Genomic DNA, 12,589 nt, shown 5'->3' on the forward strand with positions numbered 1-12,589 from the left:
CGCTCCTACAGTGGGGTGGGGATTACCTTTTAGTTGATGGCCTGATCAATGCCCGCCTGCAAGGCCTGGCTTTCACTGTGCCCACCCGCGCGCAGCGGGCCCAGGTTGAAGGCTTGGTCCTTGCGCGTGGCGTCGTCGTGTTTCTGGGTCAGTTCGTCCTTGGCACCCAGGGCCAGGTTGACCGGTGACTTCGAAACGTTCAGCCCGACATCGGCACGGTAGTCGCTGCCGGCCAGTGTGGTTGCAGTCACCTTGGAGCCACCCAGCTCGACCTTGCCATTGGGCGCACTGATCCGCGCGCCCGTGAGCTGCGTGTCACCCTTGACCTGCAGGTTGACGCCCTGGCTTGCGCGAATGCCTGACGCCTGGGTGACGCTGTCTTTGACCACATGGCTGACATCCAGGTACAAGGTCGGCGTGTAGCTGGTGTTGCCGCTCTTGTCACCGAACAACACGTTCTCGGCAGTATTGGCCACCGTGCTGCCGGTGGTGTCTTTGCCACTGACGGTGTAGCTGTCGCTGGTTTTTGGCCAGACCTTATCCTTGAAGCCAGACAGGCGCGTGCCCAGGGCATCGGTCTTGTCTGCCAGGTAAGCCTTGGCCTTGTCCACGCGAGTGCCGAAGGCGCCACGGGGTTCTGGGTTCACGTCGTAGCTGCCACTGCGGGTGAGTTTTTCGCCCAGGCGTTCCTTGGCATTGACCACGCTGTTGACCACGCTGTCCTTGGCCGAAGCCAGGTGCCCGGCGCCCTTGTCGACGACGTTCTCCAGCTTGTCGCGATGCTTGTCGAACGCGCCTTCGGCCTTGGCTTGTACCTTGTCCTTGAGCGGGCCGGTGGTTTTGGCCAGTTTATCGACCACCCCCGGCTGGTTCTTCTCGACATCCAGCCTGGCGTCGACATTCACCTGGGTGCTGTTGACGTGGTCCTTGCGGCTTTCGACGACGAGGTCGCCGCCCACCGTGCCGCTCACCTTGTCGGCGTCGATACGCGCTCCGGCCAGATGGGTGTCGCCGGCACTGTTGAGGGTGACGTCACCCGCCGTGATCAGGCTGTTGTGCTGGGTGGTGCCTTGCAGGTGATCTACATCGACCTTGGCCCGCGCATTGATGCCGCGCTGGGTCTTGGGTGTCTCATGTTCACCGGCGTCGGCCAGGGTGGTTTTGCCGACGCTGCCGCCTGCGCCCAGGGTCACGCCCCAGTTGTTATGGGCCTGGGTCGATTGCGCGGACTCCTGCAGGATGCCGCCATTTTGCGCATCCAGGCTAACGCTGGCTGCGCTGACCTGAGTGCCCTGCAAGTGGATGGCGTCGGTTGCCTCAGCGCCGCTGGCGAGGCTGACCTTGCCGCTGCTGTGCAACTGCCCGACGACGGCGCTCTGGTCGTTCTCTGCCACTTTGCCAATGTTGAAATTGGCGCTGAGGCTGCCGGTCTTGCTGCTGCTTTCGGCGCTGCTGGTCTTGCCGGCGCCGAGGGTCAGGCCGCCGCCCAGGTTGCTGCCATTGCTGACGTGGCTGTCGGTGGCGGCTTGCAGGTTCAGCTTGCCGCCGGCGCTGAGGCTGATATCGCCAGCCTTCGCGCCCGTGCTGCCGATCTGCGTGCCTTGAAGGGTCATGTCAGCGCCACTGCTGAGCTGCACGGGGCCGCGGCCCTGAATCGTGGCGACACGGGCCTGGCTGTCCTGGGTGTCCAGGCGCTTGTTATCCAGCTGCACACCGGCACCGAGGTTGACGTTGCTACCATTGGCGCCGGGTGCGGTGCCCACCGTCAGTGAGCCGTTGCCGCGCAGCGTGCTGCTGTTTTTGCTCTGGGTATCGGTGGCCTGGTTGAGCGCCAATTCACCGCCGGTCTTGAGGTTGACCCCGGCCTGGCCGCCGTCGAACTGGCTGCCTTCATAACGGGCATCGCCCTTGGCCTCGATGTTCACGCCTTGGCTGGCCACATAGCTACCGACTACTGCTGTGCTGGTGGATTCGCGCACATCGCTGCTGCCGCCCAGGCCGCTGCCGCGCACGTTCACGTCTTCACCGGTGGTGGTGTAAACCCGCACGCCAGCCTTGGCGTCCACGCTTTGCTCGCTGCTGCTGTGGGTGTTGGCCGCTGCCGTGGCAAGGTGCTCGCCGGCCTTGATGTTCAGCCCGCCCTCGGTGGCGCGGTACTGGGTGCCCTCGTCCTGCAATTTGCCGGCTGCATTGACCTGCACCGTGGCGCCACTGAACTGGCTGACCACGGCGGTGCTGTCCTGCGTTGTGCCGGTTTTGTTCGTGTGGCCGACTTCCACATCCAGGCCGACATTGGGTTGCTCGAACGCATCCAGCAAACCGGGCTGATGGAACTTGGCCTGGGCCACGCCCTCGACGGCTTTTTCGATCGGGCGGGTAATGCCCCGGTATTCGACATTGGCGCCGACGTCGGCGGTCCAGCCGTTTTCCTTGTGGGTGCTGGTCTCGGTGGAATGGGCGGCCTGGTTGTTGATCTGCCCAGCGTTGACCTGCAGCTCGGCGCCGGCCTTGGCCTGTGCACCCTCGCTGGTGAAGGTATTACCAGCGTTGATGGTCAGCTTGCCGGTCGCGGCCACGGTGCTGGTTTGCGCGGTGGTTTTTTCAGCGGTGTGTTGGCTGCTTTGGTGGCTGAACTGAGCGCCACTGCCTGCGCGATCAATGCCGCCGGTGTAGTAGAAACTGCCGCCGGTGGTGGTTTTGTCGACGGCTTCGGTGCGCTTGTCGTGGGCAGCCAACAGCTCGACGTTTTTGCCGCTGACGGTGGCATCGCCTGCGGTTGCCTTGAGGTCCGAACCCTGGATGCTCACATCGCCACCGGCCTTCACCACGACACTGCCACCCTTGAGGCTGGAAGCCTGCTGCTCGGTGGTGTCGGTCGTGCGGGTTTGCTGCTGGTCTTCATAGCTCAACCCCGCACGGTACTGGCGGCTGACACCCTCGGTTTCCTTGGCGTAGCCATCGAAGCCACGCGTATGGGTGCCGGTGGTGTCGTGAGTGGTGTTCTCGGCGGCCACGACCTTGATATCGCCTTTGGCATCCGCCTGCAGTTCGCCGCCAGCCGACACCTGCGAGCCACTGACGCGGATGTCCTGAGCGCTTTGCAGCTTGAGGTTGCTGTCCGAGCGCAGGTCGCTGGCAACCACGGTGCTGCCCTTGAGGTTCTTGCGGCTTTCATCCTTGGAGATGCCGAAGAACTTGCTGTCATTGCTGTAGCGGTTGTCGTGGGAGGTGTCCTGCACGCCGTCGATCACCAGCGAACCTTTGTCGCTGATGACACTGGCCTGCTTGCCGCCACGGGCCTGGCTGCCGCTGATGCGCACGTCGTCGGCCTTGACGATCAGCTTGCCATCGGCGTTGACCTTGCTGCCGGTGTTCGACGTCTTGCCCTGGTTGCCGTCGCCGTTCTTGCCGAAGAAGCTGCCGCCGGTGAGGTCGCCGGAGTAGGCGTTGTCGCTGCTGCTCTGGGTGCGGCTGGCGCTGGTGATTTCCACCTGCCGGGCGGCCAGTTGAATATCGCCGGGGGTTTTCAGCTCGGCGCCTTGCAATTGCAGCTTCTGTTGGCTGGTCAGCTCCAGTGCCTTGCCGGCCTTGAGGCTGCTGGTGATGCTGCGTTGTTCGCTGCTGGACTTATCCCAATTGGCTTTCCACAGGTGCTTGCGATGGTTGCCCTGGTCGCGGGTTTCATGGGTTTCGGTGGCGGCGTTAACGTGCAGGTCGGCACCGCTGTCGACGCGCAGGGTGTTGCCCGCTTCTACATGGCTGGCTTTGATCTCGGTGTTGGCGCCGGAAGACAGCGCGGCATCCTGTTGCGCCACGACCTTGTTGCCGTGCTGGCGCGAGTCTTTGTCGGTGATGGTGCGGTCGTAGGTTTCGTAGGTGAACAGGAAGTTGCTGTTGTTCCACTGCTCACGCTTTTCCTGGAGCTTGCGGCTTTCCAGGCTGCTGAGGGTCAGGTTGCGGCTGGCGTCGAGTTTGACGTTGCGCCCGCTGACGTCGGTGGCGGCCAGGTTCAAATCCTTGGCACTGTGCAAGTCGATATCGCCCTGGCGGCTGTGCACGCCAGCGCGGGTGGCGTCGAGGCTGTCGGCACGCACCTGGCCGCTGATGTCGAGGTCGCCGGCCGAACTGATCTTCACCCCGTCGGTGCCTTGCACCTGCACGCCACCCACGCGCACACCGGCGCCTTCGGCGGTGCTGATGATGTTGATGCGCCCGGCCTGCATGGCGCCGAACAGGCGCGCGTCGATGCGTTGGTCCTGGGTCTTGCTGGCCGGGTCCACCTGGCGCACTTGCCCGCTGGCGAAATCGACTTGGTTACGGCCGACGGTGAGGTTCAATTGATCGCGAGCGCTAAGGCGACCTTCGCTGTCGATGCGCGGCGCGATCAGGTTGATGGAGCCTTCACGGTTTTGCAGGCCCTGGCCTTGCACTGTCAGTTGGCCGTTGGCATCGCGGGTGCTCAAGGCTTGCAGCTTGCCGTCGTTGAGTTCGGGGCGGCCGACCACCAGGTTGGCATTGGGCGTGTTGATGAAACTGCCGCCATTCACCGAAATGCCGTTAGGGTTGGCCAGCACGTAATCGGCCGCCTGGCCGAAAATCTCCTGGGCGCCGTTGAGGGTCGAGGCGTTGCGGCTGATCACTTCGTTGAGGATCACGCTCGCCGCCTGGCCCTGGAACTGCGGGTTGGCCGCCAGTTGCCCGGCGAGTTGGGACTGGCCGGCCTGCAGGGCGTTGTTCAACACCACACCCTGGCGGTCGACGTTGTAGTCCAAAAACTGGTTATGGGACAGGCCGCCGGCGTTCGGCGCGACGATGTTGACGATGGGCACGCCACCCTGGTTTTGCAGTTGCGGCGTGCCGCCAGGCCCTTCGACGACGGTCAAGCCTGCGGCGAGCGCGAGCTGCGGCAGCAGGAACAGGCTGGCGATGGCCCAGCGCAGTTTGCCCTGGGGTGAAAGGTGGAAGCTGTGTGGAGTAGTCGGCATAAATAATCTCGCTCTGTGTTGGCTGATCCACCACGCGCGTTGTTCGTTGCAACGCTGCTGGGGTGGTCAGGTACGGCGGTGACTCAGGCTAAAAACAGGTGTTGGCTCATATCTGTACGCTAAGGCGCGTCAGCCAGACCTCCGGCTCCTGGCGAAAACCTGTGGGGGTGTTGAGGTTGCGTTGGTAATCGACATCGAGCTGCACGTTCTTCCAGCTCAGGTTGAGCCCCGCGCTGGCGCCGCTCAGGCGTTGGCTCCGGGCGCCGTGTTCATGCTTGACCCAGCCGTTGTCCAGGCCCAGGCGCGGGGTGAGCTTCACCGGCAAGTCAGTGTTGAGCGGCAGGCGCAAGGTGTTGCGCCATACCGCGCCAATGGCACCGGAAGTACTGTTTTCGCGGTAGCCGCGCACGGCCGAGTCATCGGTGATCAGCAGCTGTTCGATGGCGGGCAATGCATCCGGGCTGTATTGCACCGACAACTGGCTTTGCCACTGCCACGGCTGCGTTGACCATTGGCCGTTGCGCCATTGGGTGAGGTTGGCGCGGTACTTTTGAAACTGCGCCTTGGGCCGGTTTTTCTGTACCTGGTCGGCATCCCGATCGGCACCGAACCAAGTCAGGCCCTGGGCATAATTGACGTCCAGGTTCCACACCGCGCTGTTGAGCCAGAACAGATTCAGGCCCGCTTCGGCTACGGTGAGCGTGGGGCTCTGGATGTCCAGGTGTACCTTTTGCAGGTAGCTGTCGACGTCTTTGTAGGCCAGTTGCAGGTTGGCGCTCAGTTGGTGGCCCTGGTCGCGCCACAACACCCGGTCGCTGCGCAGGCTTACCTGATCGGTGCGGCCACTGTTGTAAAACGTGGTGCGGCTGAGCTTGAACGGCGAGCGGTACTCGGCATGGCTGGCGAACAGGCTGTAGGTCCAGTAGCCGTAGGGGATGGAATAAAACAGGCTGTGGCTGCGGCTGTAGCGCGGCCCATGGTCGAGCGTGTCGCTGAAGCTCAGGTTGAGCGAGTCGTTGATTTGCAGCGGGCTGTCCAGGCTCAAGTTGATGGCATTGCGATCACGCCCGGTGCCAGCGCTGCCAAGGTTATCCACCCCCAGGCCCAGGGCCCAGCGCGAGGCACTGCTGCGCGAGCGCAGGATGATGCGCGACGCGCCCGCCGTGCTGCCTGGGGCGATGTCGGCGGTAAGGTCCACCGAGCGCAGGCGATTGAGCTGGTCCAGGCCCTGTTCCAGGTCTCGTAGGTTCAGGGGTTTGCCGAGCATGCCGGGGAATGCCCCGCCCAATGAAACCGGCAGGCTCTGGTCGGCCAGTTCGATGGCTTCCAGGTAGCCTTCTTCGACGTGAATATCCAACGGTTGCCCGGCGGCGGGCGCACTGATCAGGTAGGGGCGGCTGGCGATATAACCGGCCTCGACATACAGCCGGGTGATCTCGGCCAGTAGGCGGTTGATCTGCGTGACGCCCATGCAAGGCGCCACGTAGGGCTCGATATGCTTATTCAACTGGGCACGGCTGAACAGCGTGACCCCGGCCAGGCGCGTACCGCTCAAGGGCCAGCAGTGTTCATCCTTTGTGATGTCTGTGGGCAAGGCCGATGTGGCCGCTGGTGTACCGAAGCTGCCACGTTGCATCTGGCGTTGGCGCTGCTCCAGTTGTAATTGCTGCAGGTCGCGTTGCTGTTGCTGCTGCAAGCGCAGGGCTTCCTGGCCTGGCTGCGGCGCCTCGGCGCCAGCCACGGGCAGCGCCCACAAGCAGAGCAGGGCGATGCCCAGGTTCCGGGTACAGCACAAGTGTCCGGTTGAGAGCAGGTTTGGCACTCGACATCCTTAACGTAGAAATACACACGATCCATACCGTCTGAGCCAACGTTGAACTCAGCGGTAATTGCCCTACTTGAGTGAGTGGTCGACGGTTTGTTACATCGCTGTAGGATTTATTACACAAGACGTAAGAAAAATCGCGTAATTCAGTGCATAAATGCACAAATTTAGTGCGCGCCGGGGTGAGGGGACCTGATATTCCTGATTTTTCAGAGGCGGGAGAGGGGCCGGGGCGGTTTTGATTGTTGTGCGAGCGTCACCTAATCGGCGTTTCACGGCCAGGGATTGAGCACTTTGCCGGGTCACCAGATTAGGCTTTTGAATCCATTGGATATTCTGTAGCCTTGCGCAGCTTTAGCTTTACCCGTGCTTGATGAACAAAAACACTTCGTCCGGCGGCGCCCGAAGGGCTCCGGAGCCGGTGGTACACTCGACTTTCGCGCTACTGCGCCTGCAGGTCTTGCGAACATGACGCACATTTCCGAACGCCTACTGGTTCAAGCCCACCTCGACGCCAAGCAGCCCAAGGTGCTCAGCGCTGCCGAAGAGGCGAGCCTGCGAACCGCCATCGCCGCCGAGCTCAAAGCTCAGGACGCGGTGCTGGTTGCCCACTTTTATTGCGACCCGGTGATTCAGGCCCTGGCCGAAGAAACCGGTGGCTGTGTTTCCGACTCCCTGGAGATGGCCCGCTTCGGCGCCGCCCACCCGGCCAAGACCGTACTGGTAGCCGGCGTGCGCTTCATGGGCGAGACCGCCAAGATCCTCACGCCTGAAAAACGCATCCTGATGCCGACCCTGGAAGCCACCTGCTCCCTGGACCTGGGTTGCCCGGTGGATGAGTTTTCCGCGTTCTGCGATCAACACCCCGAGCGCACCGTGGTGGTGTATGCCAACACCTCGGCGGCGGTCAAAGCCCGGGCCGATTGGGTGGTAACTTCCAGCTGCGCGCTGGAAATCGTCGAGAGCCTGATGGACAACGGCGAGACCATTATCTGGGGGCCGGACAAACACCTGGGCACCTACATCCAGCGCCAGACCGGCGCCGACATGCTGCTGTGGGACGGTGCCTGCATCGTTCACGAAGAGTTCAAGTCCAAGCAGCTTGAAGACATGAAAGCGCTGTACCCGGATGCGGCGATCCTGGTGCACCCCGAGTCACCGACTTCGGTGATCGAACTGGCGGACGCGGTGGGCTCCACCAGCCAACTGATCGCCGCTGCGCAACGCTTGCCAAACAAGACCTTTATCGTCGCCACCGACCGCGGCATCTTCTACAAGATGCAGCAGCTGTGCCCGGACAAAGTCTTCGTCGAAGCGCCTACCGCCGGTAACGGCGCAGCCTGCCGCAGTTGCGCGCACTGCCCGTGGATGGCGATGAATACGCTGGAGCGCACGCTGCAGTGTTTGCGTGAGGGCAGCAATGAGATCTTCGTGGAACCGGCGGTAATTCCGCAGGCGGTACGGCCGCTTAAGCGCATGCTCGACTTTACCCAGGCAGCCCGGTTAAAGCTGGTCGGCAACGCCTGATCTGAGACTGAGCACTGATCAAAATGTGGGAGCTGGCTTGCCTGCGATAGCCATTAGGTATCTACACAACTTTGTAGCCTGTAGCAGCCGACGGTAACCACGATGCGAAGCGAGCCGCTCTTGATCTTGATCTGCTTTTGATCTTAGGCGCCCCGTCAAACCACGCTGGCCGGAATTCGACAGGGATTTGGGGGGTAAACCGGCAGGGATGCCGGTTTAGCCGCCCCGCGCCATGGATGGCGCGTGGCGGCGGCCCCCCAAATCACTGGCGGATTACGGGCACACCGAGCCTAAGCGAGGTGCCGAGTGGTGGGGCAAGAGCGCTTTGCTTACTTTCGCGCTTTTCGAAAGTGAGCCGCCGTCAGGGCGGAACCCTAAGTGGCCGTTACCTAAATAACGGATATGTACACGGTCCAACTATGTTGACTGTTAGGCCGTCTTCGCAGGCAAGCCAGCTCCCACAGTTGATCTGCGATGCGCTTGAGTTATTTCTTTTGCTTCGGGATCCGCACCAGTTGGGTATCCGAATAGATGTCATGCCAGCTGCGTTTATGTTTATCGAACAACGACCAGATAAACCCCAACCCCACACACAACCATGACGCAATCGACACCACAAAACGCAACAATGCCTGCCACAGGCTGATCCGCGAGCCGTCAGCGTTTTGCACGCGCACGCCCCACACCTGCATGCCCAGGGTTTGCCCCGAATGGGTCCAGAACTTGGCAAAGAACCCGAACAGCACGAACAGCAGCAGAGTCGACAGCAACGGGTCACCGTCCAGCGCGCCGGATTCGGTGAGCGTGCGCATCTTCGCTTCGCCCACGAAGGCGATCCACACCAGCTTGTAGATAAACGCCGTGACGATCAGCAGGGCGGTGCATAAAAGAAAGTCGTAGAACATCGCTGCCAGGCGACGGCCCAGGCCAACGGCGGGGAATTCGCCCTGGGGGCTCAACAGGGGTTTGGACATGGCAGGGCTCTCTGGAGAAAGCACGCAGTTTACGCAATGGCGCCCATAAAAAAGCCCCTGATGTCATATCAGGGGCTTTTTGTCGCAGGAAGGATCAGCCTTCTGCTTGGACTTCGTCAGCCTGCAAGCCTTTCTGGCCTTGAACTGAAACGAAGGTGACCTTCTGGCCTTCCTTCAGGCTTTTGAAGCCGTTGCCCTGAATAGCGCGGAAATGCACGAACAGATCCGGGCCGCTTTCAGGAGTGATAAAACCAAACCCTTTCTCGTCGTTGAACCACTTGACGGTACCGCTCTGACGTTTGCTATCCGACATTTTCTTCTTTCCTTTGACGCTAAAAATTAATGACAGCCCCTTTCACACGAAAGAGTACTGGGCTGGGTTGCAGGAAAGTTAAGAGACGTCGAACGGGTTGTAGCAAACTACTTCAGCTACTGCCCAGGTCCAGGTTCCAAGCGACCCATGCAAACACAGTGGGCAAACTCTACGCCAACTAAGATGAAAAAAACAAGCCCTGGGGCAGGCCCCGATTTTGCTGGGTCTCATGACACTTTGTTGAATGTTCTGATACCGACTTATTCGATAGAGTTATTCACTTGTTATAGGGCGTCAGCTATAAAAACGCCTATCGTGAATGCACTGTTTTATGGCGGTTGCGTTACAGTTTAGTGCACGTTAACGCAACCGCGTTACTTATAGAAACAGTCAATCAGCCGCGGTAGTAACGTTGCGGAACGAATGGCATTTTACTTACACGTAGTGGCACCTTTTTCCCACGTACCATTGCGCAAACTTCGGTATCCAGTGCGACAAATGCGCTGTCCAGGTAACCCATCGCCAATGGGCCGCCCAAGGTGGGGCCAAAGCCGCCGCTGCACACGCTGCCGATAACCGTACCTTGTGCATCGACGATTTCTGCGCCTTCACGCACTGGGGTACGCTCCTGTGGCAGCAGGCCTACGCGTTTGCGCGCCACACCGGTTTGCTGCTGGGTGAAGATGCGGTCGGCGCCAGGGAAGCCGCCGGCCCGCGCGCCATCGGCACGCCGGGCCTTGGAGATCGCCCACAGCAGGCTGGCTTCGATCGGGGTGGTGTCGGTGTTCATGTCGTGGCCGTACAGGCACAGGCCGGCTTCCAGGCGCAGCGAATCGCGGGCACCCAGGCCGATGGCCTGCACTTCGGTTTCGGCCAACAGGCTGCGGGCCAGGCTCTCGGCATTGGCCGCTGGCACGGAGATTTCAAAACCGTCTTCACCGGTGTAGCCGGAGCGGCTGACGTAGCAGTCCACGCCCAGCAAACGCAGGGTGGCAAATTGCATGAAAGTCATCTGGGTGACTTCAGGGGCCAGGCGCGCCAAAACCTTCACCGCCGCCGGGCCTTGCAGGGCCAGCAGGGCGCGTTCTTCGAACAGCGGTTCGATGGTGCATTGGTCGCCGATATGTGCGCGCAGGTGCGCCAGGTCCTGGTCCTTGCACGCGGCGTTGACCACCAGGAACAACTCGTCGTTACCCAGGTTGGCGACCATCAGGTCGTCGAGGATGCCGCCTTGCTCATTGGTGAACATCGCATAGCGCTGCATGCCCACCGGCAGGTCGATGATATCGACGGGCACCAGGGTTTCCAGGGCCTTGGCGGCATTCGCGCCGGTGAGGCGAATCTGGCCCATGTGGGACACGTCGAACAACCCGGCCTGTTCACGGGTGTGCAGGTGTTCTTTCATCACGCCCAAGGGGTACTGCACCGGCATGTCGTAGCCGGCGAAGGGCACCATGCGTGCGCCCAGTTCCAGGTGCAGGGCATGCAATGGGGTTTTCAACAGGTTTTCGGTGGACATATTCAGCTCCTGAAAAACGTGCCGACGCGCTTGTGGGCGTCAGCACTCGATAATGTTGACCGCCAAACCGCCGCGGGCGGTTTCCTTGTATTTGCTTTTCATATCGGCGCCGGTCTGGCGCATGGTGCGGATGACCTTGTCGAGGGACACAAAGTGTTGCCCGTCGCCACGCAGGGCCATGCGCACCGCGTTGATTGCCTTCACCGAGCCCATGGCATTGCGCTCGATGCACGGCACCTGCACCAGCCCGCCAATCGGGTCGCAGGTCAGGCCGAGGTTGTGTTCCATGCCGATCTCGGCGGCGTTTTCCACTTGGGACACGCTGCCGCCCAGCACTTCGCAGAGTGCGCCTGCGGCCATGGAACAGGCCACGCCGACTTCGCCCTGGCACCCGACTTCGGCGCCTGAGATCGAAGCGTTTTCCTTGTACAAAATGCCGATGGCGGCGGCGGTGAGCAAAAAGCGCACCACGCCGTCTTCGTTCGCGCCGGGGATAAAACGCATGTAGTAATGCAGCACGGCGGGAACGATCCCGGCCGCGCCGTTGGTGGGCGCGGTGACCACGCGTCCGCCATTGGCGTTTTCTTCGTTGACCGCCAGCGCATACAGGTTGACCCAGTCCAGCACCGACAGCGGGTCGCGCAGCGCCGATTCGGGGTTCTTGCACAACTGCCGGTGCAAGGCCGCCGCCCGGCGCTTGACCTTCAAGCCTCCGGGCAAGATGCCTTCATTGCGACAGCCGGCATCGACGCAGTCCTGCATCACCTGCCAGATCTTCAACAACCCGCTGCGGGTTTCCGCTTCCGGGCGCCAGGCGCTTTCATTGGTCAGCATCACCTGGCTGATAGACAGGCCATAGGTGGTGCAATGGCCAAGCAAGTCCTTGGCGTGTTTGAACGGGAAGGTCAGGGGTGTGGCGTCTTCGACGATACGGTCGGCGCCTGCGGCGTCTTCATCCACCACGAAACCGCCACCGACCGAGTAATACTCGCGGCTGCGGATCTGGATGCCAGCGGCGTCAAAGGCACGAAAAATCATGCCGTTGGGATGGTAGGCAAGGGGCTTGCGAATCATCGCCAGGTGTTCTTTCTCGTTGAACGCAATGCTGTGTTCGCCGAGCAGGTTGAGGCGCCCGTCACTGCGCATCTGCGCCAGGCGTGCAGCCACGGTTTCGGTATTCACGGTGTCTGGGTGTTCGCCTTCCAGGCCCAGCAACACGGCCTTGTCGCTGCCGTGGCCTTTGCCGGTGGCGCCCAGCGATCCGTAGAGTTCCACCTTGATGCCGGTGGTGGCCTCCAGCAGGTTGTCACGCTTGAGCCCCTCGACAAATCGAGCGGCGGCGCGCATCGGGCCGACGGTGTGGGAACTGGAGGGGCCGATGCCAATCTTGAACAGGTCGAACACGCTAAGGGACATGGTTGTTCTCCGGTTTCTTATTATTGGAAA

At 61.5% G+C, this 12,589-nt stretch carries 7 protein-coding genes; 1 reads left to right on the forward strand and 6 read right to left on the reverse strand.

What is annotated here, in order from left to right; all coding sequences use genetic code 11:
- Window positions 1-29: 29 nt before the first annotated feature.
- Together PSH76_RS04610 and PSH76_RS04615 are read right to left on the reverse strand one after the other, a co-directional pair.
- On the reverse strand, window positions 30-4,985 hold the full coding sequence (locus tag PSH76_RS04610; protein WP_305493643.1) for a hemagglutinin repeat-containing protein: 4,956 nt from the start codon (window positions 4,983-4,985) through the stop codon (window positions 30-32).
- A 106-nt stretch (window positions 4,986-5,091) separates the two neighbouring features.
- A complete protein-coding gene (locus PSH76_RS04615) occupies window positions 5,092-6,807 on the reverse strand; it encodes a ShlB/FhaC/HecB family hemolysin secretion/activation protein (protein WP_370874645.1) in 1,716 nt (571 codons plus the stop codon).
- A gap of 471 nt (window positions 6,808-7,278) precedes the next feature.
- Here PSH76_RS04615 and nadA point away from each other — a divergent pair, with 471 nt between their 5' ends.
- On the forward strand, window positions 7,279-8,337 hold the full coding sequence (nadA, locus tag PSH76_RS04620) for a quinolinate synthase NadA (protein ID WP_305493644.1): 1,059 nt from the start codon (window positions 7,279-7,281) through the stop codon (window positions 8,335-8,337).
- A gap of 485 nt (window positions 8,338-8,822) precedes the next feature.
- On the opposite strand, the gene PSH76_RS04625 is transcribed toward nadA, so the two are convergent.
- The 4 genes from PSH76_RS04625 to PSH76_RS04640 all read right to left on the reverse strand — a co-directional run bounded on the left by PSH76_RS04625 (window position 8,823) and on the right by PSH76_RS04640 (window position 12,559).
- Window positions 8,823-9,311, reverse strand: coding sequence for an RDD family protein (locus PSH76_RS04625; protein ID WP_032902749.1), 489 nt, complete (start codon window positions 9,309-9,311; stop codon window positions 8,823-8,825).
- A gap of 94 nt (window positions 9,312-9,405) precedes the next feature.
- The gene (locus tag PSH76_RS04630; RefSeq protein ID WP_003193835.1) at window positions 9,406-9,624 is read right to left on the reverse strand and encodes a cold-shock protein; all 219 of its coding nucleotides are present in this window, start codon (window positions 9,622-9,624) and stop codon (window positions 9,406-9,408) included.
- Window positions 9,625-10,018: 394 nt separating this feature from the next.
- Complete coding sequence (gcvT, locus tag PSH76_RS04635; RefSeq protein WP_098950517.1) at window positions 10,019-11,143, reverse strand: glycine cleavage system aminomethyltransferase GcvT; 1,125 nt, start codon at window positions 11,141-11,143, stop codon at window positions 10,019-10,021.
- A 39-nt stretch (window positions 11,144-11,182) separates the two neighbouring features.
- Window positions 11,183-12,559 carry an L-serine ammonia-lyase gene (locus PSH76_RS04640; protein ID WP_047711665.1) on the reverse strand — a complete coding sequence of 459 codons (1,377 nt, stop codon included), beginning with the start codon at window positions 12,557-12,559 and terminating at the stop codon, window positions 11,183-11,185.
- Window positions 12,560-12,589 lie beyond the last annotated feature (30 nt).

Source organism: Pseudomonas sp. FP215 (assembly GCF_030687795.1).
GTDB lineage: Bacteria > Pseudomonadota > Gammaproteobacteria > Pseudomonadales > Pseudomonadaceae > Aquipseudomonas > Aquipseudomonas salmasensis.